Source organism: Sinosporangium siamense (assembly GCF_016863435.1).
GTDB classification, from domain to species: Bacteria; Actinomycetota; Actinomycetes; order Streptosporangiales; family Streptosporangiaceae; genus Sinosporangium; species Sinosporangium siamense.
Genome location: NZ_BOOW01000006.1, coordinates 199947 through 224130 on the forward strand (window position 1 = coordinate 199947; position 24184 = coordinate 224130).

Consider the following 24184-nt stretch of genomic DNA (forward strand, 5'->3'; position numbering starts at 1 on the left):
GTCATGCGCCGAGGGTTTCGCGTGATCGGGGTGGCCATCCGGTCCGAGCCCGCCGTCTTCACCGGTGCGCTGCTGGCCAGCGTGCTTTACGGCGTCACCACCGTGATCAGCTCGTGGGCGCTCGGCTGGGCGACCGAGAACGTCATCCTCCCCGCCTTCCGGCAGGGCGCCGTCGAGATCGCGGCGGCCGTCTCCGGGGCACTGTTCATCGTCGGCGTCGCCGTACTCAAGGCCGTCGGGGTCATGGGCCGCCGCATCCTCGCCGGGATCCTGCAATATCGCATGCAGGCGCGCTCGCGCCGCGACCTCTCCCGGCAGTTCCTCAGACTGCCTCTCGCCTGGCATCACCGGCACCCCACCGGCCAGCTGCTGTCCAACGCCTCCTCCGACGTCGAGGCCGCCTGGGCGCCCCTGGCGCCGCTGCCGATGGCGCTCGGGGTGGTCGTCATGCTCGTCACCGCGGCGGGCGGCATCCTGATCACCGACCCCGCGCTCGCGTTAGTCGGGTTCCTGATTTTTCCGGCTCTCGCCGTACTCAACCTGATCTATCAGCGCAAACTCTCCCCGCTCGTCACGCGCGCGCAGGAGGTGCGGGCGGAGGTCAGCGAGATCGCCCACGAGAGCTTCGACGGCGCCCTCGTCGTCAAGACCCTCGGCCGTGAGGAGTCAGAAGCGGCGCGATTCCGCGTCAAGACCAGCGAACTCCGCGACGCCAACATCGCCGTCGGCCGCATCCGCGGCATGTTCGACCCGCTGCTCGAAGCACTGCCCACCCTCGGTGTCCTCGCCGTGCTCCTGGTTGGAGCGCTCCGCCTCTCCACCTCCGCGATCACCGCCGGCGAACTGGTGCAGGTCTCCTACCTGTTCCTGCTGCTCGCCTTCCCCGTGCGCGCCCTCGGCTGGGTGCTCGCGGAACTGCCCCGCAGCGTCGTCGGCTGGACCCGCGTGCAGGAGGTGCTCGACGCCGACGGTTCCATGGAGTACGGCACAGCCGGCCTCCCCGGCGGCGCCCCCGCCCATGTGGCGATCGACGCCGTCGACTTCGCGTATGTGCCGGGAGTGCCCGTCCTCAGCAAGGTGTCCTTCGAGGCCGGCTCCGGCCGCACCCTCGCCGTGGTCGGCCCCACCGGATCGGGCAAATCCACCCTCACCCAGCTCATGGTGCGCCTCGTCGACCCCGACGTGGGAACGGTCCGCCTCGACGGTATCGACCTGCGCGAGCTGGAGCGCGGCGCCGTGAGCGACCACGCCGCCCTGGTCCTGCAGCAGACGTTCCTGTTCGACGACACCGTGCGCGGCAACATCACCCTCGGGCTGCCCGTGTCCGATGAGGAGGTGTGGGCGGCGCTGCGGCTCGCCCAGGCCGAGGGGTTCGTCAGCGCGCTGCCCGAGGGCCTCGGCACCCGCCTCGGCGAACGCGGCGCGTCGCTCTCCGGCGGCCAGCGCCAGCGTCTCGCCCTGGCCCGCGCCCTGGTGCGCTCGCCGCGGCTCCTCATCCTCGACGACGCCACCTCCAGCGTGGACCCCCAGGTCGAACGGCGCATCCTGGCCGGCCTGCGCGAGAGCTCCAGCGGGTCGACGGTGGTCGTCGTCGCCTACCGCATGGCCACGATCACACTGGCCGACGAGGTCGTCTACCTCGAACACGGCACGGTCGTCGACCGCGGCACCCATGACGAACTGATCGGCAGGTGCGAGGGATATCGCAACCTCGTCACCGCCTACGAGAGAGAAGAGGCCGAGCGCGTCACGCTCGACGCCGACGACGAGGTGATGGCGTGACCCAGCAGACGCTCCAAGCCCGCGAACGATCCTCACTGGCCACGCTACGGCGCGGCCTGTCGTTGTCGCCGGAGTTCAAGGACGGGCTGCCGTTCACGCTCCTGCTCGCCGTGGTGGCCACCGCCGGGAAGATCATCATCCCGATCGCCATCCAGCAGGTCATCGACCGCGGCCTCGGCGGCGGCACCCCCGACCTGCCGTTCATCCGCACCGTCGTGCTGTGGTGCGTCGCCGCGGTGCTGCTCACCGCGCTGTGCGGCTATCTGATGAACGTGCGGCTCTACCGCTCCACCGAGTCGGGCCTCGCCACCCTCCGCGGTAAAGGTTTCCGCCACGTGCACGACTTGTCGGTGCTGACCCAGAACCGCGAGCGGCGCGGCGCCATGGTCTCCCGGGTCACCGGCGACATCGACCAGATCAGCGCGTTCATGCAGTGGGGCGGGCTGATGATCATCGTGATGGTCGGCCAGCTGCTGGTGGCCACCGTACTCATGGTGATCTACTCCTGGCAGCTCGCACTCGTCGTGTGGATCTGCATGGTGCCGATCGTGGTCTTCCTGCCCCGCTTCCAGCGCTGGGTCGCCGCCGGATTCACCCGGGTGCGCGAGCTCAGCGGCGACACCCTCTCCGCCATCAGCGAGTCGGTCGTCGGCAGCGCCGTCGTGCGCGCCTACGGCTCGGAGGACCGCACCGGTGAACGCGTTGAGCAGGCCATCACCCGCCAGCGCGACGCTCAGGTCAAGGCGCAGAAGATCGTCGGACTCACCTTCCCCCTCACCGAGCTGATCGCCTCGATCGCGGTCGCCGCCGTCGTCCTGGTCGGTGTCGCCCTCGGTCTCGCCGGAGACATCACCGAGGGGCGTCTTGTGGCGTTCCTGTTCCTCATCACCCTGTTCGTCGCCCCGCTCCAGACCGCCACCGAAGTGCTCAACGAAGCCCAGAACGCCCTGGCCGGCTGGCGGCGCGTACTCGCCGTCCTCGACACCCCCGCTGACGTCGCCGACCCCGGCGAAGAGGGACATGTCATGGAACGCGGGCCGATCTCCGTCTCCTTTGAGAACGTGCACTTCGCCTACCCCGGCGGCGAACCCGTGCTCAAGGACGTCACCGTCGACATCGCCCCCCGCTCCCGCGTCGCCGTCGTCGGAGAGACCGGCTCCGGCAAGACGACCTTCGCCAAACTGCTGACCCGGCTCATGGACCCCGCCGGCGGGCGCATCACCGTCGACGGCAGAGACCTGCGGGACCTGCGCTTCTCCTCCTTGCGGGAACGCATCGTCATGGTGCCCCAGGACGGGTTCCTGTTCGACACCACACTCGCCGAGAACATCAGGTTCGGACGGCAGTCGGCCGGGGACGACGAGATCCTCCTCGCCCTAACGGAACTCGGCCTCGCCGACTGGCTCGACGGACTCCCCGCCGGCCTCGACACCCCCGTCGGCCAGCGCGGCGAATCCCTCTCCGCCGGCGAACGCCAGCTCGTCGCCCTGGCCCGCGCCTACCTCGCCGACCCCGACCTGCTGCTCCTCGACGAAGCCACCTCCGCCGTCGACCCCGCCACCGAGGTACGGCTCGCGCGCGCCCTCGAAGGCGTCACCCGCGGCCGCACCGCGATCTCCATCGCCCACCGCCTCTCCACCGCAGAGGCCGCGGACGAGGTCCTGGTCTTCGACAAGGGCGAGATCGTCCAGCGCGGCCACCACAAGAACCTCGTCAGAGTGCCGGGCGTCTACGCCGACCTCCACGCGTCCTGGGTGGCGGCGGCCCGCTCGTGAGCCACCCGCGAGCTGATCTTCCGGGGCATGGCCCGCCCGCGACCTGCACCGGCTTGGAGCTGCGGCAGAATGGCGGCATGTCCCTGGACCCCAAGATCTCTGATCGGCTCAAGCGCACGTCCGACGGTCTCGTGCCCGCAGTGGTGCAGCAGCACGACACCGGAGAGGTGCTGATGCTCGCCTGGATGAACGACGAGGCGCTGCACCGCACCCTCACGACGGGCCGGGCGACCTACTGGTCCCGCAGCCGAGGGGAATACTGGGTGAAGGGGGCGACCTCCGGCAACACGCAGCGGGTGGTGTCCGCCGCGCTCGACTGCGACGGCGACACGATTCTGCTCAAGGTCGACCAGTTCGGGGCGGCATGCCACACCGGCGACCGCACATGTTTCGACGCCGGGGGCCTCGACGTGACCCCTGGGGAGGAGACCGGACCTTGAGCGCGGGCACGGGCAGACGGGCGCTCTGGATCTGGGTCCTTGCGACCGCCGCGGCAGCCGGCCTCGCCTGGACGGCGTCCCGGCAGGAGTGGGTCCAGGTCGCCTACCAGGGCACCTCCGGCCCCGGCGGCCGCACGCAGACCGCCGTCACCGGCGCCGAGATCGCCGCGGGCGTCGGCCCTCTCGCCCTGGCCGCCCTCGCCTCGATCCTCGCCGTCCTCGCCGCGAGCGGCCTGTGGCGGCGCCTCGTCGCCCTCGCCACCGCCGCCTTCGGCGCCGGCATCGCCTACATCGCGCTCAGCGGCACCGACACGAGCGACATCGCCGACCTGGTCAAGAGCCGCAACCCCCTCGCCTCAGCCGCCCACGGCTGGACCTTCGACCTCACCCTCTGGTCCAGCGTCACCGCCGTCTGCGGCGTTGTCCTGTGCGCCCTCGGCCTGGCCGCCGCCGCGTTCGCCCCCCGCTGGCCGGGCATGTCCGACCGCTACTCCCGCCACACCTCCGGCGAGGGCCGTACGGCGGAAGCCCCCCCGGCCGCGCCCCGGGAGCCCGCCCCCCGCCCACGCGAACGTGCCCTGTGGGACGCGATCGACAGCGGCGAGGACCCCACCGAGACCGGCGACGAGGACAACCCCGCTTCGGGTGGCCATAAGCGCCGCCCCTGACCGGCCAGGATTCCGACCGCACCGCCCCCAAGCCGGTGCACGACACCTAAGCAGCTCGATCGGCCCAGGCACTCTCACCCTCTCGACGGGTTACGTGACACCGCAGGCGACACCCGCCGACCGGGTCGAGGCCGGTTGACGGGTTCGGGCTATGACCGCCTTGGAAGGCGGTGCTCGCCGACCGGTCTGAGGGCCGTTGGGCGGGGTTTTCGGGATCCAGCCGGCCCAGGCACTCTCACCCTCTCGACGGGTTACGTGACACCGCAGGCGACACCCGCCGACCGGGTCGAGGCCGGTTGACGGGTTCGGGCTATGACCGCCTTGGAAGGCGGTGCTCGCCGACCGGTCTGAGGGCCGTTGGGCGGGGTTTTCGGGATAGAGCAGGTTTGGAAGGCGGTGGTTGCCGGTCGCGCCGGCTCGGGCCTGATCGGCGAGCCACGTGCATGAGGTGCGGCGGCCTGGAGCGGGCGGCGGTGGCTTCGAGGCCCAGGTTCGGGCCGTGGTTGAGGCGGCTTTGCCGTACGCGACTTTGAAGTTTGTGAGCACTGATGGGGCGCGCGGGGTCGGCATACTGAGCGTTATGGCGGTGGTTGCGCGGCGGCGGGTTGTGGCGGTGCTCGGGCCGGTTGCGGTGGCGGCGGTGGTTGCCGGGGCGGGGCTGTATGTGCGGGCGGTGGATCCCAATGAGCCGGGACATTATCCGGCGTGTCCGTTTTTGGCGTTGACGGGGCTTTTGTGTCCTGGATGTGGCACTTTGCGAGCGGTGCATGCCTTGGGGCATGGAGATGTGCTGGGGGCTCTAGGGCTCAATGCGATGTTTGTGCTTTTGGTGCCATTTCTGGGGTTTGTGTGGGGGCAGTGGCTGGTCGCGTCCTGGCGGGCGCGGCCGGTGCGGTGGGTGATGCCGGGGGCGCCCTACCTGTTTGGCTTCCTGGCCTTTGTGATCGTTTTCTGGATCGTTCGAAATCTGCCTTTTGGGCAGTTCCTGGCCCCATAGAGCGGGCCAGGCGACGCCCCCCTGGCAGCACGGCCCCGATGAGGCCGATACGATCGGCAGAACAAGGCCGAAAGGTCGGCCTTAAGCCGTCGACCGGAGGGACCCTGATCGCGTGACCGTGCTCGACGAGATCCTGGACGGGGTTCGAGCGGACCTCGCCGACAGGCAGAGAGCCGTGACGCTCGATGAGCTGAAGGAGCGGGCGGCCAAGGCGCCCTCGCCCCGTGACGCCTACGCCGCGCTCGGCGGCGACAAGGTGTCGGTCATTGCCGAGGTGAAGCGCTCAAGCCCTTCCAAGGGGGCGCTCGCCGCCATCGCCGATCCCGCTGCGCTCGCCAGGGACTACGAGTCGGGTGGCGCCCACGTCATCAGCGTGCTCACCGAGCGCCGCCGCTTCGGCGGCAGCCTTGAGGACCTCGCGTCGGTGCGGGCGGCGGTCGATGTGCCCGTCCTGCGCAAGGACTTCGTCGTGACGTCCTATCAGCTCTGGGAGGCCCGCGCCCACGGCGCCGACCTCGTGCTGCTGATCGTCGCCGCGCTGGAGCAGAACGCGCTCGTCTCGCTGATCGAGCGTGCCGAGTCGATCGGCCTCACGCCGCTGGTCGAGGTGCACACCGCCGAGGAGCTCGACCGCGCCCTCGACGCCGGAGCCAAGATCATCGGCATCAACGCCCGCGACCTGAAGACGCTTAAGGTGGACCGCGAGGTGTTCGGGCGTCTCGCCCCGAAGATCCCCGACGGCGTGATCAGAATCGCTGAGTCCGGGGTGCGCGGTCCGCATGATCTTCTGGCATATGCTCGTGCCGGAGCGGACGCGGTGCTCGTGGGCGAGAGCCTGGTGACGGGCAAGGACCCGAGGGCCGCCGTGGTCGACCTGGTGACCGCCGGCGCCCACCCCGCGACCAGACCGGACAACGGATCCGAGAGGCAGCAGTGACCGAGACGCGAGGCACCATGCTCACCGCCGCCGACCTGGCGGGCAACGCCGGTGCGGGGGACGACCCCGATCCGTTCGGCAGGTTCGGGGAGTTCGGGGGGCGGTTCGTCCCCGAGGCGCTGGTGCCCGCGCTCGACGAGGTCGCCGCGCAATATGCCAAGGCCAAGAGCGACCCGGAGTTCCTGCGCGAGTTCGACCACCTGCTGCGCACCTACGCGGGGCGGCCCACCATCCTCACCGAGGTGCCCCGCTTCGCCAAGGAGGCCGGAGGCGCGAGGATCATCCTCAAGCGCGAGGACCTCACCCACACCGGCGCGCACAAGATCAACAATGTGCTCGGGCAGGCCCTCCTGACCAAGCGCATGGGCAAGACCCGGGTCATCGCCGAGACCGGCGCCGGCCAGCACGGCGTGGCCACCGCCACCGCGTGCGCCCTCCTCGGTCTCGACTGCGTGATCTATATGGGCGAGGTCGACTGCGAGCGCCAGGCGCTCAACGTCGCCCGCATGAAGCTGCTCGGCGCCGAGGTCGTGCCCGTCGCCAACGGCAGCCGCACCCTCAAGGACGCCATCAACGAGGCGTTCCGCGACTGGGTCACCAACGTCGACCACACCTACTACCTGTTCGGCACCGCCGCGGGGCCCCACCCGTTCCCCGAGATCGTGCGTGACTTCGCGCGCATCATCGGCGTTGAGGCGCGCCGCCAGGTGCTTGAGCTCGTCGGACGTCTGCCCGACGCCGTCACCGCCTGCGTCGGCGGCGGTTCCAACGCCATCGGCATCTTCCACGCCTTCGTCGGCGACAAGGACGTCGCGCTCTACGGCTTCGAAGCCGGCGGGCACGGCCTTGAGAGCGGTGAGCACGCGCTCACCCTCACCGCCGGCACCATCGGCGTGCTGCACGGCTCGCGCACCTTCGTCCTCCAGGACGACGAGGGCCAGACGATCGAGTCGCACTCGATCTCCGCCGGCCTCGACTACCCGGGGGTCGGCCCCGAGCACGCCTGGCTCAAGGAGACCGGCCGGGCGACCTACCGCGGCGTGACCGACGCCGAGGCCATGGAGGCGTTCGCGCTGCTCGCCAGGACCGAGGGCATCATCCCCGCCATCGAGTCCTCCCACGCGCTGGCCGGCACGATCAAGCTCGGCCGCGAACTCGGTCCCGAGGCCGTCATCCTTGTCAACCTTTCCGGGCGCGGAGACAAGGACATGGGCACCGCGATGAAATACTTCAACCTCTGATTTCCTCAGGACCAGCGATGACGACACTTGCCTCGGTGTTCGAGAAGGCCCGCGCGGAAAACCGCGCCGCCTTGGTCGGATATCTTCCGGCCGGCTTTCCCACCAAGGAGGGCGCGATCGCCGCGGCCACCGCCATGGTCGAGGCGGGGTGCGACGTGATCGAGATCGGGTTGCCCTACTCCGATCCCCTCATGGACGGCCCCACCATCCAGGACGCCGTGCACCGGTCGCTGCTCAACGGCACCCGCATCGCCGACGTCATGCACACCGTCGAGGGCGTCGCCAAGACGGGCGCGGCCACGCTGGTCATGACGTATTGGAACCCCGTCTACATCTACGGGGCCGAGCGCTTCGCCCGCGACCTCGCGAGCGCCGGCGGCGTCGGCACCATCACCCCCGACCTCATCCCCGAGGAGGCCGGCCCCTGGTGCGCCGCCTCGGCCGCCGCGGGCATCGACACGGTGTTCCTCGTCGCCCCCAGTTCCCCCGACGAGCGCATCGCCTCCGTCGTGGAGTGCTGCACCGGCTTCCTGTACGCCGCCTCCCTCATGGGCATCACAGGCGCGCGCGAGAGTGTCGGCTCCGCAGCCGAGGGACTCGTCAAGCGGAGCCGCGCGCACACCTCGATCCCCGTCTGCGTCGGCCTCGGCGTCGGCACGGGCGCCCAGGCCGCCGAGGTCGCCGCCTACGCCGACGGCGTCATCGTGGGCTCGGCCTTCATCCGCCGCCTCCTGGACGCCCCGGACGAGGCCACCGGCCTCGCCGCGGTGCGCGAGTTGGCCACCGAACTGGCCGCCGGAGTCCGCAGCCGCTGACCTGCCGCTTTCCCAGGCCCCGGGCCGCCCTTGTGGCGGCCCTTCCGGCTTTTCCGGGGCCGATCTTCGTGTCCGGGGGCCTGGCATGGGCGCGGCCCGTGCAGGTTTCGGGCGCGGGCGCACCGGGTCCGGCCGGTCGTTGGTCACGGCGCACTTCCGGCTTGTGCCGTACGGCGGAGCCTGGGGGATAGGAGTGGTGCCGCGGGGTGTGAGGACATCGGCGGCGTGCGGGTGACTTGGGGGAGCTGTGCGGGTGTTTGGGGATGCTCGTTTTGGAGGCTGAGCTGGGCTGGGGGCGCGGGGCGGGGGAGTCCGGGGCGGGGTTCTGGGCTTGTGATCTTGGTCCTGGGCATTGGGGGACTATCGGCTCTCGGATGACGGGCGGAAGGGCCTAACGCCGAGAGGCCGGTGTGGAGGACGCTGGGTCACGCGCAGAGATCTTGGCGCGGGGGAAAAGTGGGATATGCGGTGACTTTCGGTAACAGGGTTGTCGTTGACCTGGGGTAATGAAGGCGTACCGCGCTCGTGCCGGGGTGGAATGAGGTTAGTGTGGCTTGCTCTACCCGGTGATATGCGCGGGTAAGACGGTGCGCGCCGGGCGTCGGGCCCGCCGATCGAAAACAACATCATGAGGACTTGGGGAGGTGGCGGTGTCATCACCGTCGCGCAGAGTGAGTTCTGCGATACCGTGGGTGTCGATGGTCGCTCGGTTGGTGCTCGCGGGAGTGCTGATCGTGGCCGGTCTGCTCAAGATCGACACACCCGCGTTGTCCGTGGAGGCGGTGAGGGCTTATGAGTTGCTGCCGGTCTCGCTCACGCCGGTGGTCGGTTACGGCCTGCCGGTCCTGGAGATCGTCGTCGGCGTGTTTCTCGCGGCCGGTCTTCTCACCCGCACGGCGGGTGTCGCCGGGGCGCTCCTCATGTTCGTCTTCGTCGTCGGCATCATCTCGGCCTGGGCTCGCGGTCTGCGCATCGACTGCGGGTGTTTCGGGACGGGCGGGGTGCTTGAGGCGTGGGAGGAGCCCAATTACCTCGGCACCATCCTGCGAGACATCGGGCTGGTGGCCCTCGGTGTCTGGGTCGCCTGGTTCCCCCCGGGAAAGTTCGCGCTTGATTCGGCGCTTGGGCTGACCTCGTCGCGTGACAAGGACGACGACGAGGATCTCGACAAGGATGAGGAGACTGTCTGATGGGCAAGGGCGCGCGCGATCAGTCGGCGCGGGAGCGCATCAAGGCGCAGCGTGAGGCCGAGCGCAAGCAGGATCAGCGCAGACGCATCGCGACGATCGCCACCGTGGGGATCGTGGGGCTCGCCGCCGTCGGCGCCGGCTGGTGGTATGCCGCGTCCAGGAGCACTCCGGAGACCATCGCCCAGTCGCTCGCCCCGATCACGGTGACGTCGGACGGCACCGCGGTCATGGCGAAGCCCGGGGTCGACCGGCCGGTGATCGACATCTTTGAGGACTTCCAGTGTCCCGCCTGCAAGCAGCTGGAGGAGACCTCGGGTTCCACGCTCAAGAATCTCGCGGCCGAGGGCAAGGCCAAGGTGGTCTTCCACCCGGTCACGATCTTCCCCGAGCAGATGAACCGCGGCATCACGCGGGCCAACTCGGTGCGGGCCGGCGCGGCCATGCGCTGTGTGTCCGACGGTCAGCAGTGGCTCGCCCTGCACGACAAGCTGTTCAAGGAGCAGCCGTCGGAGCAGGCCGAGGGGTTCAAAGTCGACGACATCGTGGCGTGGGGCGAGGCCGCCGGGGTGACCGCTTCCGGCTTCGCGGAGTGTGTCACCTCGCAGAAGGAAGCCAAGGCCCACCTCGACTACGGCGCGACGATCAAGATCCAGGGCACCCCGACCGTCAGGCTCAACGGCAAGGACTTGGACAACCGTGTGGCTTTCAATCCGCAGGCTCTCCGGGAAGCCGTCATCAATGCCGGCGGCTAGCGTCTCGCGGGCTTCCGCCGCACTCGAGGTTCGCACTGAGATACACCCGAGTGTCGGGGATGCAACCGATGGGCGGTCCCGTGCGGTCCGGGAGAGGCGGGTGGGATCCATGTTGAGGTCTCAGGCTGGTTCCGGTGTCGATGTGATGCCGACATGTGGCTCCGAACCCTGTACTGTCACCTGACATGCTCCTCGCCTCGATTCCCAGCCCGTCCGTATCCGAGTGGAGCCTTGGGCCGCTCACTCTGCGGGCTTATGCAATGTGCATCGTGCTCGGTGTCGTTGTCGCCGTGTGGATCACGATGCGTCGGTGGCGTGCACGGGGAGGCGATCCCGGCACGGTGGTCGACATCGCCGTGTGGGCGGTGGCCTTCGGCCTGATCGGCGGTCGCCTCTATCACGTGGCCACCGACTGGTATCTCTACTTCGGTTCAGAAGCGCCCAATGAGCCCATCGACGCGTTGAAGATCTGGAACGGCGGGCTCGGCATCTGGGGGGCGATCGCCCTCGGCGGCGTCGGCGTCTGGATCGCCTGCCGCAGGCGGGGCATCGCGCTGACGGCGATGGCCGACGCGATCGCGCCCGGCCTCGCCATCGCGCAGGCGATCGGCCGCTGGGGCAACTATTTCAACCAGGAGCTGTTCGGCGGCCCCACTGACCTGCCGTGGGGCATCGAGATCGAACCCGGCCGTCCCGGCACGATTCCCGGCGTCGACGTCTATCACCCGACCTTCCTCTACGAGTCGCTGTGGAACCTCGCGCTGGCCGGGGTGCTCTTCTGGGCGGGCAGCCGCTACAAGCTGCACTACGGCCGGCTGTTCGCGCTCTATGTGGCGGGTTACACCCTGGGCCGGTTCTGGATCGAGGGCATGCGGTCCGACCCGACGAGTGAGATCCTCGGGCTGCGCCTCAACCAGTGGACTTCGATCGTGCTGTTCCTCGCCGCGCTGGTCTACTTCTGGCTGATGCGCAACAGGACCGGGGAGGAGTCGCTCGGTGTGACCCCGGCGGTCGACGGGCACGGCGCCGACCTGGCCGACGAGGACGAGCTCGCGGGTGCCGCCGAGCGCCGCACCCAGGCGGAGACGGTGGAGTCCGGCGCGGGCGAGGACGACGACAAGCCCGGAGGAGACGAGACGTCCGGCAAGGATGCGCCCGGTGGCACTTCGGCGGAAGCGCCGGCAGGTGCGGTCACCACGGCCCCCGCAGCCACGACGACCACAGGCACGGCCGCCACGGGCACAGCTACGACGGGCACGGCTACGACGGGCACGGCTACGACGGGCACGGCTACGACGGGCACGGCTACGACGGGCACGGCCACCAAGGGGGCCACGGGCTCCAAGAGTGGCGACCCGGCCGATTCGTCGAGCGACTCGGGCTCGGGATCGGACTGACCGAGCCCGGCCCGCCTCGGTCCCGATGGTTGTGATCAGTTCGTAGACGTTCCCCTCACCGATGGGCGGGCTCGGCCGGCCGCCGAGCCCGGAGGGGAGCGAACATGGGACAGGCCGCTGCGAACGGATCAGACCACAACGGATCACACCAGAACAGGCCGCATGACCGCCGTGATTCCCAAGGCGCACAAGGTGACCAGGGGAATCACGGCGACGAGAACGCCAAGGCGGGTGACGAAGCCCCCGGCCGGCGACAAATCCCGGCCGGGACGCCTTCGGTGGTCACACACCAGCATCGCGACGTCACCGGCGGCTGGTTGCGGCCATCGGTGTTCGGGGCGATGGACGGGCTGGTCTCCAACTTCGCGCTGATCGCCGGAGTGGCGGGCGGCACACACAACACCAAGGTCATCGCACTCGCCGGAGTGGCCGGGCTGGCCGCCGGGGCGTTCTCCATGGCGGGCGGCGAATACGTCTCTGTGGCCAGTCAGCGCGAGCTGGCGCAGGCGGAGATCGCCGTCGAACGCCGTGAGCTGAAACACCACCCCGAGGCCGAACTCGCCGAGTTGACGCAGTTCATCGAGAGCAGAGGCGTCGAACACGACGTGGCCGCCGAGGTCGCCCGGCAGCTCTCACGCGACCCGGAGACGGCTCTCGCCATACACAGCAGAGCAGAGCTCGGAGTGACTCTCAGTGACCTGCCGAGCCCATACACAGCCGCTATATCGTCGTTCCTGTCCTTCAGCGTGGGCGCGGTACTGCCGCTTTTGCCATACCTTTTGGGCATGCACGATCTGTGGGGCTCCGCCCTGGTCTCCGGGGTGGCTTTGTTTGGAGCGGGGGCGCTGGTGTCTCGTTTGACGGCGAGGGGTTGGCTTTACTCCGGGCTGCGCCAGTTTGTGGTCGGGGCAGCGGCAGCCGCACTGACCTTCGCGCTCGGCGATCTGATCGGAGCGGGAGCCCTGTGACACCGCCCCGACGGCGCCGCTCGACTCCGCCCGGCGAACCCCACGAGGGCCGGCCGACCGACCCCACCCCCACACCACCCGGCGGACGGCGCCGGACACCCCCGCCCGCCGACGCGGGCCGGCCGGGGGACGACACCGCTCCTCGCGGGCGGCGGCACGCGGGCGGCGAACCCGACGGGATCGATTCCATCACGCAGATGGAGGGCGTGACGGCGTGGAAGCGCCGCCGCCCCCCTTCCGTTCCCGGCGCGACGCCCGGTACGGCGGGGCCTGCGCAACCGGGACCGCGATTCGCGCCGGGTACGGCGGGGCCCGACGGGCCGCGCTCCGGTCCGGGGGCCGATAGGCGGGGATTCGGTCCGGGAAACGACGGGCCGAGGCTTGGCCCGGGGGCCGATAGGCCGGGGACCGGATCGGGAATCGACGGGCCGAGGCCCGGTCCCGGGGCGGGTTCAGGCACTGATGGAGGGCGGCCGGGGTCCGCGGAAGGGGCGTCGGCCACCCGTAGGCGTCGCCGTACCTCTCCGCCGGGCGAAACAGGGGACGCGGCGACCCGGGGGCGGCGCCGGCCGGCTCCGCCCGCCGAGTGGGGGCGTCAAGCGGAGGAGACGACGGCGCCCCGCAGGCGTCCGCCCGCGGGCGACGATTCCGAGGGGATCGACGCGGTGACGCGGATGGAGGGTGTGACGGCCTGGAAGCGCCGCCGCCCCAATCAGCCCGGCGTCCCCGCCAACCAGCCGGGTGCTCCCGCCGGCCGGCCCGGCGCTCATGAAGGAAGGGAGCCGGTCGAGCATCGGCCCCCGGCCGTGGAGGGGCCCTCGGCTCCCACGGGGGAATACGCCCGGCCGGACGATCGGACCGGTCGCGGAGGGCGGCGTGGTCTCGCTGAGCCTCCACGGCCTCCGGGGCCGTTGGGGGAGGGCTCGTGGGCCGACGACGGAGCCGGTCTTGGGGGCCGGCGTGGCCTGGACGAGGATCGCCGCGCCTCGGCCGTCACGGGGGAGCACACCCGGCCAGGTGGCGAGGGGCCCGGCCGTGGACGTCGCCGGGCGCCGGAGGGAGAGGCCCGGCCTTCGGGGGCGACGGGGGAGTATGCCCGGCCTTCGGGAGCCACGGGGGAGTATGCCCGGCCTTCAGGGGCAACGGGGGAGTATGCCCGGCCTTCAGGGCCCACCGGGGAGTATGCCCGGCCTTCGGGAGCCACCGGGGAGTATGCCCGGCCTTCCGGAGCTACCGGGGAGTACGCCCGGCCCGAGGGTGAGGGGGCCGGTCGTGGGCGTCGGCGGGCTCCTGAGGGGGATCGCCGGTCTTCCGCTCCTCCGGGCGAGGGTGCGCGGGCCGAGGAAGGGCGGGGCCGGCGGCGTGCCGCCGATGAGGGCTCCCGCTCCCCTCTTGCCGCACTGGAGGAGGCGTGGCCCGAAGAGGCGCGTGGCCGCCGGGACGACGATGAGGATCCCGAAGGCGGCGGGTCTCGTAAGCGCCGCCGTACTCCGGGAGAGGACTACGAAGAAGGGCTCCTGACCCGCTGGGGACTGTCGGCCCGGCAGCAGAAGCTGCTCGCCGTTCTCGGCGTGGTCCTGCTGGCCGCGGCGTTGTCGGTGGGGTTCGTGGTGGCCGTCCTGGGACTCGGCTCGCCTGTCGCGGTGGAGCGGGGTCCGTCGTCGGCGGCGGTGGTGGCGGGGCAGCCCAGGCCGGACGGATATCAGGGGTGGGCGTCGCCCAAGCTGTTCGCGCCGATCTCCGACCGGAACTCCGACAAGGAGCCGATCACACTCAAGGAGTTGTTCTCCGCCAAGGTCATCAAGGACGGGAAGACGAGTTTCCGGCTTGTCGGCAGCAACATGGACAGCGACTGCGCGGCTGCCGTGTGGGGCGAAGCCGTGCTCAAGCAGCTCACGGAGTTCGGCTGCACCCAGGCCGCGCGGGGGCTCTACACCAGCTCCGACCGGCGTTACATCGCGCAATACACGCTGCTCAATCTGAAGGATCAGGCGTCGGCGGACGCGTTCGCCCAGTCGATGAAGGTGCAGCACCGCGCGGGGTGGGCCATCGCCCTCAAGACGGATAAGGCAGCCTTCCCGGTCAACGGTCACACCGAGGGCAGCGGACATGCCATGGGGCACTTCGTGGGCCTGGTGTGGCTGGCGCGGGTCGACGGCGCCGAGCCTACGCCGAAGGACGACTACGTCGGCCTGTCCCTGGCCGTGCGGACCGTCGAGAAGGCCGTCTACCGCCGGGTCGTGGCGGCGGCCGGCCCTCCGGCCGGGTGAGCGGCGGGAGCCGGTCCTCCGGTGGGATGAGTTCTCGGTTCCTCGGCGGGCCGAACGAGCGGAGGCGGTCTCCCAGGAGGTGACCGGTACGCCGGAGGCCGAGTGACCGGCGTTCCGAAAAGGGAACCGGCGCCCAGGGGGGCCGATCAGCGGGGGTGGTCTCCGTTTGTCGGCCGGGGCGGCTACCGTAAGGTGCCATGCTCAGGCGTTCCTCCCTCGTCGTCCTCGTGACCGTCGTGGTTCTCGCCGCCGCCGGAGGGGTGGCGTTCTGGCTGCTGTCGGGCGGTGAGGATCGTCCGGGTGTCTACCGCGGCGAGTTCACCACGGCGATCTACGCCCCGATCTCGACTCGTGCCGCCGACGGCAAGCCGTTGTCCCTGATCGAGGTGTTCGGCGAGGACACCAGGCGGCTCGCCGTCGCAGGCGGCAGGAGCCCATTGCGGCAAGGCACATCCGCGGTCGTGGACGACTGCGGCGACGCCGTGTGGGGGGAGGGCGTCGAGGAGGTGCTCGACGGGTGCTCCCAGATGCTCAAGGCCGCCTACACCAGTGAAGACGGCAAGACGGCAGGCGAGTTCTTCATCTTCAACATGGCGTCCGCCGAGGGGGCGGACCTCCTCGTCAAGGCCATGCACGACCGGGCCTTCGTGCGCCGGGAGACCGGCTTCGACGCCTCCCGCAGCAGCGCCCAGGCCAGGTCCATGGGCCACTACGTCACCGTGAGCTGGGTGGGGCCGGTGGGCGGCACCGGCAGGGTCGACCTGGCGGCCGAGCAGGTGGCCCTCGACCGCCTCGGCCAGGTGGTGCAGGCCCGCGTGGTGAACGCGGCCTGAACTCCGGCCTCGGGAGGCTCCACCGAAAGGGGGCGCAGAAAAGGGTCGCCGAATGGGGGAGCCGTGTGGAGGCCGGGCAGGCGATGTCAGGTCGGGGTCGGGGCGGTCAGGGTGGCGGCGACGGCGGTGGGGAGCTCCTGGAGCCGGTGCAGGGGAAGTTCGAGCACGCTGACCTCGGCGGACCAGGGAGCGTGGCCGGCGATCAGGGCCCGGGCCTGGTTCTTGGTCAGTGAGCCACGCACCTTGATCAGCGCCTCCCGCCACGAGTTCGCCAGCTTGGTGTGGGCGCTGTCGAGCACCCGCCTGAGCACCTGCCCCGCGGCGTCGCCAGGCGTGGGGAGCCGCTGAGCGGACAGGTGGAGCCCGTCCACCGACAGTTCATAGACGGAGGCCAGCGCGGCCCGGAGCGCCGTGAGGTCGCGCGGCGGCTCGTGCAGGAAGGCCTGCACCTCGCGGGCGCGGGTGGCGAGCAGCAGCCGCGCCAGTGCCCCCTCCACCCCGGGGGCCACGGCTATCGCCACATGGTCGGGGTCGGTCGCGTGGGGCTTGGCGAGCCAGGTGGCGGTCTTGACCCGTGGGACGCCGGGGAGGGCGGCGCGGGGCCAGTCGCCCACGAGGAGCCGGGGCGGCCGGTCGCCGAGGCGGCCGATCGTGGCGTGAGGGATCTCGACGGGGGCGGCCTCGATCGACTGGGGCCCCTGGGTGTAGATGGCCGTGCCGTATTTATCGGCGCGGGCGGTGACGGCGGGCCAGGTTTTGGTGGTGGGACGCAGGATGTAGAGGTCCGCGGCCGAGCCGATCGCCTCAGCGCCGTGGTAGCGGTTGAAATCTGGATAGATCGCCTCGTAGGCGAGGTTGAGAGTGGACAAAGAGTTCTGCACCTTGAGGGCAAGGGCCGGGGTGCGCTCGCTCGCACCGTAGGCGAGCAGCACACGACCCTGCTCGCGGTCGCGCAGCCCGGACAGGGCCCGGGCGACGAAGAGGCCGATGCCCTCGGGGGTGTAGGGCGGGTCGGTGATCGCGAGGTCGGCGTGGTCGCGGAGTGAGGCGGGCAGGCCGAGCCGCAGGTCGGCCCAGCGGGTGCGGACGGTGACGCCGAGCCGGTCGGCCTCGGCGGCGATGTAGGCGAGGATGCGCTCGTCGATGTCGGCGACGCTGATCTCGACGCCGGGGTGGATCAGGGCGGTGGCCAGCGACGTCAGGTCGTGGTCGCCCACGCACAGCAGGCGGGCCCCGGTGAGCCGGAAGCGGGCGCCGAGCAGGAGAGCCCGCCGCACGACGGTGTCGGCGGTCGCGGCGACGTGGTCGAGCGTGTGGCGGCCCCGAGGGGCGCGGGCGATCAGGTCGGTGAGCTCGGCCACGACGTCCTGGTGGCGGGGGAGCAGGTGGGCGACGGGATCGGCGGGATCCCACCCAGCTACACCCTCGATTTCCTCAAATTTCAGGCCGGAGGGGCTGGCCAGGCGGAATCGGTCACCCTGCCGTTCGAGGTCCAGCTCGCGGAGCAGGGCTTCCAGGGTGCGCCGCGATGTGGCGGTCTCACGCACCAGGTCGGCCAGGGTCCACCAGCCGCCGTCCCCCAGCAGCGCCAGGGCCCGCACCAGCCGCCGCCCGTCGACTCCGGCCTTCGTGACGGAGACCTCAAGTCCGCCGGGTTCGAATCCGCCGGCCCGGCGGCCGTTCTCCTCAAGATCGCCGAATCCGCCGGAAACCCCGCCCGTGGCCATCGAAACCCCTTGAACAGTGGAAGCCCCGGACATCGGCCCAGGGAGGGAGTGCGGCGCCCCGCCGCACGTTAGCTAAGGTACTGCCAGCCGCCTTCGCCCCGAGCCGCCGTAGTCCACGGGAGTCTCGAAGATCTCGCTCTTGACAACACGCGGAATGTGTTTCGGCTGTGACTCGTTGAGCAGGGTGAATGTGTCGAGCATCGACTGTGCCCGGACTGTAAGTCACCCCAATGTTCGTGATAGGGCCCTGGTGGGCACTATTCCGGCGAGGTGATGTAGCCTCTACACACCTACAACTGCAGCAGGGCCAACGTCGTCCCTCATGCCTCCATCAGATGCTGACGAAGACGACGGGAGGGATTCAATGCCTGCTGCCCGCTCAGGGATCCCCGAGCCGCAGGGTCTTTACCACCCTTCATATGAGCATGACGCCTGTGGCGTGGCCATGGTGGCCGACGTCCAGGGCCGCCGCAGTCATGACATTGTGCGTAAAGCCTTGACGGCGCTCACCAACCTAGATCACCGGGGTGCCAAGGGTAGCGAGCCGGACACCGGCGACGGAGCCGGAATCCTCACGCAGGTCCCCGACGCCTTCTACCGCGCCGTCGTGGACTTCACGCTCCCCGGCCCCGGCGCTTATGCCGTCGGGACCGCCTTCCTGCCCTTCGACGGGCAGGCGCGTGAGATCGCCGTGGGCATGATCGAGGAGATCGCCGCAGAAGAGGGCATGACCGTCATCGGCTGGCGTGACCTGCCGGTCGACCACGCCCACGCCGGGCCGAGCGCCCGCGCGGTGATGCCGTTCTTCCGGCAGCTCTTCATCTCCTCGCCGAACGGCGAGACCGGCCTTGAGCTCGACCGGCTGGCCTTCTGCGTGCGCAAGCGGGCAGAGCACGAGGTGGACGTCTATTTCCCCTCGCTCTCCAGCCGGAACATGGTCTACAAGGGGATGCTGACCACGCCCCAGCTTGAGCCGTTCTTCCCGGACCTGTCCGACGAGCGTTACGCCACGGCCATCTCGCTGGTGCACTCGCGTTTCTCCACCAACACCTTCCCGAGCTGGCCGCTCGCGCACCCCTACCGTTATGTCGCGCACAACGGTGAGATCAACACCGTCAAGGGCAACCGCAACTGGATGCGGGCCCGTGAGGCGCTGCTCGCGACCGACCTGATTCCCGGCGATCTCCGCAGACTGTTCCCCATCTGCGACCCCGACGCCTCCGACACGGCGTCGCTGGACGAGACCCTGGAGCTGCTCCACCTCGGCGGGCGCAGCCTGCCGCACGCGGTGCTGATGATGATCCCGGAGGCCTGGGAGAACCACACCGAGATGGACCCGGCCCGCCGGGCCTTCTACGAGTTCCACTCGACGCTGATGGAGGCGTGGGACGGCCCCGCGTCGATCACTTTCTCCGACGGCACCCTGGTCGGCGCGGTCCTCGACCGCAACGGCCTGCGCCCGGGCCGTTTCTGGGTGACCGACGACGGCCTGGTCGTGCTGGCCTCCGAGGCCGGCGTGCTCGACATCCCGCAGGACCGCGTCGTCCGCAAGGGCCGCCTCCAGCCGGGCAAGATGTTCCTGGTCGACACCGCCCAGGGCAAGATCATCGAAGACGACGAGATCAAGTCGCAGCTCGCCGCGGCCGAGCCGTACGCCGAGTGGCTGCACGCGGGGCTCGTGCGCTTCGAGGAGCTGCCGACCCGCTCGCGCGAGATCCCGACGCACGAGGCGCTGATCAAGCGGCAGCAGACCTTCGGTTACACCGAGGAGGAGCTGCGCGTCATCCTGGCGCCGATGGCCAAGACCGGCTATGAGCCGATCGGCTCGATGGGCACCGACACGCCGGTCGCGGTGCTGAGCGAGCGGCCGAGGCTGCTGTTCGACTACTTCAGCCAGCTCTTCGCCCAGGTCACCAACCCGCCGCTGGACGCGATCCGCGAGGAGCTCGTCACCTCGCTCCAGTCCACGATCGGGCCCGAGCACAACCCGCTCGACCCGGGGGCGGCCTCCTGCCGCCGGCTCGTGCTGCCCTACCCAGTGATCGACAACGACGAGCTCGCCAAGATCATCCACATCAACGACGAGGGCGCCCTGCCGGGCTTCCAGCCGTACATCGTCTCCGGCCTCTACCCCGTCGCGGGCGGCGGCGAGGCGCTGACGGCGCGGCTCAGCGAGATCTGCACCGAGGTCACCGAGGCCATCGCGGGCGGCGCGCGCATCATCGTGCTGTCCGACCGGGGCTCGTCGGCCGACCTGGCGCCGATCCCGTCGCTCATGCTGACCGGCGCGGTGCACCACCACCTCATCCGCGAGAAGACCCGCACCCGCGTGGGCTTGGTCGTCGAGACCGCCGAGGCGCGCGAGTGCCACCACATGGCGCTGCTCATCGGCTACGGCGCCTCGGCGCTCAACCCCTACCTCGCGATCGAGACCGTCGAGGACATGATCGCCACCGGCGAGCTCGACCTCGACCCCCGCAAGGCCGTGCGCAACCTCATCAAGGCGTACGGCAAGGGCGTGCTCAAGGTCATGTCGAAGATCGGCGTGTCCACTGTGGCGTCCTACACCGGCGCGCAGATCTTCGAGGCCCTCGGCCTCGGCCAGGAGGTCGTCGACGCGTGCTTCACCGGCACGACGTCACGCCTCGGCGGCGTGGGCTTCGCCGTACTCGCCGAGGAGAGCGCCGAACGACACCGCCGCGCCTATCCGCGGGTGGAGAACGCGCACCGGCGCCTGGAGATCGGCGGGGAATACCAGTGGCGGCGTGAGGGTGAGCCGCACCTGTTCAACCCCGAGACGGTCTTCCGCCTGCAGCACTCGACCCGGTCGGGGCGTTACGAGGTCTTCAAGGAGTACACCGACCTGGTGGACTCCCAGGCCGAGAAGCTGATGACGCTGCGCGGGCTGTTCAAGTTCCGCGAGGGTGTGCGCCCGCCGGTGCCGATCGACGAGGTCGAGCCGGTCACCGAGATCGTCAAGCGGTTCTCCACCGGAGCCATGTCCTACGGCTCCATCTCCAAGGAGGCCCACGAGACGCTCGCCATCGCCATGAACCGCCTCGGCGGCAAGTCCAACACGGGCGAGGGCGGCGAGGACCCCGACCGGCTCTACGACCCGGTGCGCCGCAGCGCCATCAAGCAGGTGGCCAGCGGCAGGTTCGGTGTGACCAGCGAATATCTCGTCAACGCCGCCGACCTGCAGATCAAGATGGCCCAGGGTGCCAAGCCCGGCGAGGGCGGCCAGCTCCCCGGCAACAAGGTCTACCCGTGGATCGCGCGGACCCGGCACTCCACGCCGGGCGTGGGGCTCATCTCGCCGCCGCCGCACCACGACATCTACTCGATCGAGGACCTCGCCCAGCTCATCCACGACCTCAAGAACTCCAACCCGGCCGCCAGGGTGCACGTCAAGCTGGTCGCCGAGGTGGGCGTCGGCACGGTCGCCGCGGGTGTCTCCAAGGCGCACGCCGACGTGGTGCTGATCTCCGGCCACGACGGCGGCACCGGCGCCTCGCCGCTGACCTCCGTCAAGCACGCGGGCGCCCCCTGGGAGCTCGGCCTGGCCGAGACCCAGCAGACGCTGCTGCTCAACGGCTTGCGCGACCGCATCGTGGTGCAGGTCGACGGCCAGCTCAAGACCGGCCGCGACGTGGTCATCGCGGCGCTGCTCGGGGCCGAGGAATACGGCTTCGCCACCGCGCCGCTGGTCGTGTCGGGCTGCGTGCTCATGCGGGTCTGCCACCTCGACACCTGCCCGGTGGGTGTGGCGACGCAGAACCCCGAGCTGCGCAAGCGCTTCTCCGGCAAGCCGGAGTTCGTGGTCAACTTCTTCGAGTTCATCGCAGAAGAGGTCCGCGAATATCTCGCGGCGCTCGGATTCCGCACCCTCAACGAGGCCATCGGCCACGCCGAGGTGCTCGACACCGCCCGCGCCGAGAACCACTGGAAGGCCGCCGGGCTCGACCTGTCGCCCATCCTGCACGTGCCCGACCTGCCGCCGGACACGCCGCTGCGCCAGACCGTCCGGCAGGACCACGGCCTCGACCGCGCACTGGACAACACGCTCATCCAGCTCGCCGAGGGCGCGCTTGAGTACGGCACGCCGGTCAAGCTGGAGCTGCCCATCCGCAACGTCAACCGCACGGTCGGCACCATGCTCGGCCACGAGGTGACCAAGCGGTACGGCGGAGCCGGCCTGCCCGAAGACACCATCGACGTGGCGTTCACCGGCTCGGCCGGCAACTCCTTCGGCGCCTTCGTGCCCAAGGGAGTGACGCTGCGCCTGACCGGCGACGCCAACGACTACCTCGGCAAGGGCCTGTCCGGCGGACGCGTGACCGTGCGCCCGCACAGGAACGCCCAGTTCGCCGCCGAGACCCAGGTGATCTCCGGCAACGTCGGCCTCTACGGCGCCACCTCCGGTGAGGTGTTCATCCGGGGCGTCGTCGGCGAGCGGTTCTGCGTGCGGAACTCGGGCGCGACCGCCGTCGTCGAGGGCGTCGGCGACCACGGCTGTGAATACATGACCGGCGGCAGGGCCGTCGTGCTCGGCCCGACCGGGCGCAACTTCGCGGCCGGCATGTCGGGCGGCGTGGCCTACCTGCTCGACATGGTGCCCGAGCGGATCAACCGCGAGATGGTCGAGCTGGAGGAGCTCACCGACGAGGACACGGCGCTTCTGCACGAGATCGTGGCCCGCCACCTGACCGAGACCGGCTCCACCGTGGCCGAGTCGCTGCTGGCCGACTGGCCGGCCGCCGTGGCGAGATTCGGGAAGATCATGCCCAAGGACTACAAGCGGGTGCTGCTCGCCAGAGCCGCCGCAGAAGCCGAGGGCCGGGACATCGACGAGGCCGTCATGGCCGCCGCACAGGGATAAGGGGGTACGAAACCGATGGCCGACCCGAAGGGTTTCCTCACTCACCCGCGCGAGCTGCCGGCTCGCCGCCCCGTCGACGTGCGCATTCGCGACTGGCGCGAGGTCTACACCGAGTTCCCGGAGAAGTCGCTGACCAAGCAGGCGTCGCGCTGCATGGACTGCGGCATCCCGTTCTGCCACAACGGGTGCCCGCTCGGGAACCTCATCCCCGAGTGGAACGACCTCGTCTACCGCGAGGACTGGCGCGTGGCGATCGAACGCCTCCACGCGACCAACAACTTCCCCGAGTTCACCGGCAGGCTGTGCCCCGCGCCCTGCGAGGCGGCCTGCGTGCTCGGGATCAACGCCGACCCGGTGGCCATCAAGCGGGTCGAGGTCGAGATCATCGACCGGGCCTTCGCGGAAGGCTGGGTCGTGCCGCAGCCCCCGGCGGAGAAGACCGGCAAGAAGGTCGCCGTCGTAGGCTCGGGGCCGGCCGGCCTCGCCGCCGCCCAGCAGCTCACCCGCGCCGGGCACGACGTCGTCGTGTATGAGCGGGCCGACCGCATCGGCGGGCTGCTGCGCTACGGCATCCCCGAGTTCAAGATGGAGAAGCGCCACATCGAGCGGCGCCTCGACCAGATGCGCGCCGAGGGCACCGAGTTCCGCGCCGGTGTCAACGTCGGCGTCGACATCACCGTGGAGGAGCTCCGGGCCGAGTACGACGCCGTCGTCCTGGCCGGGGGCGCCACCGCGTGGCGTGAGCTCAACGTGACCGGCCGCGACCTCAAGGGCGTCTACCAGGCGATGGAATATCTTCCGCTCGCCAACAAGGTGCAGGAGGGGGACTACCCCGTCTCGCCCGTCGACGCGGCGGGCAAGCATGTGGTCGTCATCGGCGGCGGTGACACCGGAGCCGACTGCATCGGCACCGCGATCCGGCAGGGCGCGGCGTCGGTCACCCAGCTTGAGATCATGCCGCAGCCGCCGTCCACGCGGCCCGGGGCGCAGCCCTGGCCGACGTTCCCCATCCTGTTCAAGATGGAGAGCGCCCACGAGGAGCTCGCCGACGGCGGGGGCGACCGGGTGTACGCGGTCTCCACCACCGAGTTCACCGGCGACGCCGAAGGCAACGTCACGGGACTGCGCCTGGTCGAGGTGGAGGGCCCGCAGGCCGGCTTCCGCCCGATCCCCGGCACCGAGCGGGAGATCCCGGCCGACCTGGTCACCTTGTCGATGGGCTTCGTGGGGCCGGAGAAGCCGGGACTGCTCACGTCCCTCGCGGCCCTTGCCCCCGACGCCGAGGCGTTCTTCGACGCCCGCGGCAACGTGGTCAGGGACAAGTCCTACATGTCCACGGTGGACGGCGTCTTCGTGGCGGGGGACATCGGCCGCGGGCAGTCGCTCATCGTCTGGGCGATCGCCGAAGGCCGCTCGGCCGCCGCTGCGATCGACCGCTACCTCACCGGCACCACCGCCCTCCCGGTGGCCATCCCCCCGACGGCCAGGCCCTTGGTCTAGCCTGCGGTCGGGT

General features: G+C 70.3%; 17 protein-coding genes and 1 pseudogene. 17 read left to right on the forward strand and 1 reads right to left on the reverse strand.

From position 1 onward, the window contains the following. The first annotated feature begins 3 nt into the window (after positions 1-3). The 15 genes and pseudogenes from Ssi02_RS02870 to Ssi02_RS02940 all read left to right on the forward strand — a co-directional run bounded on the left by Ssi02_RS02870 (position 4) and on the right by Ssi02_RS02940 (position 16065). Positions 4-1782 (forward strand): ABC transporter ATP-binding protein, encoded by a 1779-nt coding sequence (locus Ssi02_RS02870; protein WP_204021402.1) that lies wholly within the window; start codon positions 4-6, stop codon positions 1780-1782. Further along, positions 1701-3557 carry an ABC transporter ATP-binding protein gene (locus tag Ssi02_RS02875; protein ID WP_204021401.1) on the forward strand — a complete coding sequence of 619 codons (1857 nt, stop codon included), beginning with the start codon at positions 1701-1703 and terminating at the stop codon, positions 3555-3557. Before Ssi02_RS02870 ends, Ssi02_RS02875 begins: the two co-directional genes overlap by 82 nt. A 77-nt stretch (positions 3558-3634) precedes the next feature. After that, a complete protein-coding gene (gene hisI / locus Ssi02_RS02880; RefSeq protein WP_204020734.1) occupies positions 3635-3997 on the forward strand; it encodes a phosphoribosyl-AMP cyclohydrolase in 363 nt (120 codons plus the stop codon). After that, the gene (locus Ssi02_RS02885; protein WP_204020735.1) at positions 3994-4665 is read left to right on the forward strand and encodes a TIGR02234 family membrane protein; all 672 of its coding nucleotides are present in this window, start codon (positions 3994-3996) and stop codon (positions 4663-4665) included. Before hisI ends, Ssi02_RS02885 begins: the two co-directional genes overlap by 4 nt. Positions 4666-5164: 499 nt before the next feature. Continuing rightward, positions 5165-5662, forward strand: coding sequence for a DUF2752 domain-containing protein (locus Ssi02_RS02890; protein ID WP_239128553.1), 498 nt, complete (start codon positions 5165-5167; stop codon positions 5660-5662). Positions 5663-5774: 112 nt separating this feature from the next. After that, positions 5775-6599, forward strand: a complete 825-nt coding sequence (gene trpC / locus Ssi02_RS02895) for an indole-3-glycerol phosphate synthase TrpC (protein ID WP_204020736.1) — start codon at positions 5775-5777, stop codon at positions 6597-6599. A 17-nt stretch (positions 6600-6616) separates the two neighbouring features. Next, complete coding sequence (gene trpB / locus Ssi02_RS02900) at positions 6617-7840, forward strand: tryptophan synthase subunit beta (RefSeq protein ID WP_204021404.1); 1224 nt, start codon at positions 6617-6619, stop codon at positions 7838-7840. A gap of 17 nt (positions 7841-7857) precedes the next feature. After that, positions 7858-8655 carry a tryptophan synthase subunit alpha gene (gene trpA / locus Ssi02_RS02905; protein WP_204020737.1) on the forward strand — a complete coding sequence of 266 codons (798 nt, stop codon included), beginning with the start codon at positions 7858-7860 and terminating at the stop codon, positions 8653-8655. 698 nt (positions 8656-9353) lie between these two features. Then, positions 9354-9845 (forward strand): MauE/DoxX family redox-associated membrane protein, encoded by a 492-nt coding sequence (locus tag Ssi02_RS02910; RefSeq protein WP_204020738.1) that lies wholly within the window; start codon positions 9354-9356, stop codon positions 9843-9845. After that, positions 9845-10597 (forward strand): DsbA family protein, encoded by a 753-nt coding sequence (locus Ssi02_RS02915; protein ID WP_204020739.1) that lies wholly within the window; start codon positions 9845-9847, stop codon positions 10595-10597. The genes Ssi02_RS02910 and Ssi02_RS02915 overlap by 1 nt, the downstream gene beginning before the upstream one ends. Positions 10598-10782: 185 nt before the next feature. Beyond that, positions 10783-11547: pseudogene (lgt, locus tag Ssi02_RS39695) on the forward strand (prolipoprotein diacylglyceryl transferase); the annotation flags it as partial. Positions 11548-11746: 199 nt separating this feature from the next. Next, entirely contained in the window at positions 11747-12040 is a 294-nt protein-coding gene (locus Ssi02_RS39700; RefSeq protein WP_204021405.1) for a pentapeptide repeat-containing protein, read from the forward strand. Positions 12041-12272: 232 nt separating this feature from the next. Beyond that, complete coding sequence (locus tag Ssi02_RS02930; protein WP_239128554.1) at positions 12273-12962, forward strand: VIT1/CCC1 transporter family protein; 690 nt, start codon at positions 12273-12275, stop codon at positions 12960-12962. Between the two features lie 665 nt (positions 12963-13627). Beyond that, positions 13628-15232 carry a YML083C domain-containing protein gene (locus tag Ssi02_RS02935; protein WP_204020741.1) on the forward strand — a complete coding sequence of 535 codons (1605 nt, stop codon included), beginning with the start codon at positions 13628-13630 and terminating at the stop codon, positions 15230-15232. A gap of 197 nt (positions 15233-15429) precedes the next feature. Then, positions 15430-16065, forward strand: coding sequence for a hypothetical protein (locus tag Ssi02_RS02940; protein WP_204020742.1), 636 nt, complete (start codon positions 15430-15432; stop codon positions 16063-16065). Positions 16066-16151: 86 nt separating this feature from the next. Here Ssi02_RS02940 and Ssi02_RS02945 read toward each other — a convergent pair whose 3' ends face one another. Continuing rightward, complete coding sequence (locus tag Ssi02_RS02945) at positions 16152-17792, reverse strand: bis-aminopropyl spermidine synthase family protein (RefSeq protein ID WP_204020744.1); 1641 nt, start codon at positions 17790-17792, stop codon at positions 16152-16154. A 364-nt stretch (positions 17793-18156) separates the two neighbouring features. On the opposite strand from Ssi02_RS02945, the gene gltB reads away from it, so the two are divergent. Together gltB and Ssi02_RS02955 are read left to right on the forward strand one after the other, a co-directional pair. Further along, a complete protein-coding gene (gene gltB, locus Ssi02_RS02950) occupies positions 18157-22671 on the forward strand; it encodes a glutamate synthase large subunit (protein WP_204020747.1) in 4515 nt (1504 codons plus the stop codon). A 15-nt stretch (positions 22672-22686) separates the two neighbouring features. Beyond that, complete coding sequence (locus Ssi02_RS02955) at positions 22687-24171, forward strand: glutamate synthase subunit beta (RefSeq protein ID WP_204020749.1); 1485 nt, start codon at positions 22687-22689, stop codon at positions 24169-24171. The last annotated feature ends 13 nt before the right edge of the window (positions 24172-24184 follow it).

Bases quoted from the DNA above. Each gene is read 5' to 3' on its own strand.
- hisI (WP_204020734.1), top strand. From the start codon at position 3,635: ATGTCCCTGGACCCCAAGATCTCTGATCGGCTCAAGCGCACGTCCGAC.
- Ssi02_RS02940 (WP_204020742.1), top strand. From the start codon at position 15,430: ATGCTCAGGCGTTCCTCCCTCGTCGTCCTCGTGACCGTCGTGGTTCTC.
- Ssi02_RS02915 (WP_204020739.1), top strand. From the start codon at position 9,845: ATGGGCAAGGGCGCGCGCGATCAGTCGGCGCGGGAGCGCATCAAGGCG.
- Ssi02_RS02870 (WP_204021402.1), top strand. From the start codon at position 4: ATGCGCCGAGGGTTTCGCGTGATCGGGGTGGCCATCCGGTCCGAGCCC.
- trpB (WP_204021404.1), top strand. From the start codon at position 6,617: ATGCTCACCGCCGCCGACCTGGCGGGCAACGCCGGTGCGGGGGACGAC.
- gltB (WP_204020747.1), top strand. From the start codon at position 18,157: ATGCCTGCTGCCCGCTCAGGGATCCCCGAGCCGCAGGGTCTTTACCAC.
- Ssi02_RS02955 (WP_204020749.1), top strand. From the start codon at position 22,687: ATGGCCGACCCGAAGGGTTTCCTCACTCACCCGCGCGAGCTGCCGGCT.
- trpA (WP_204020737.1), top strand. From the start codon at position 7,858: ATGACGACACTTGCCTCGGTGTTCGAGAAGGCCCGCGCGGAAAACCGC.
- Ssi02_RS02910 (WP_204020738.1), top strand. From the start codon at position 9,354: ATGGTCGCTCGGTTGGTGCTCGCGGGAGTGCTGATCGTGGCCGGTCTG.
- Ssi02_RS02945 (WP_204020744.1), bottom strand. From the start codon at position 17,792: ATGGCCACGGGCGGGGTTTCCGGCGGATTCGGCGATCTTGAGGAGAAC.
- Ssi02_RS39700 (WP_204021405.1), top strand. From the start codon at position 11,747: ATGCGCCCGGTGGCACTTCGGCGGAAGCGCCGGCAGGTGCGGTCACCA.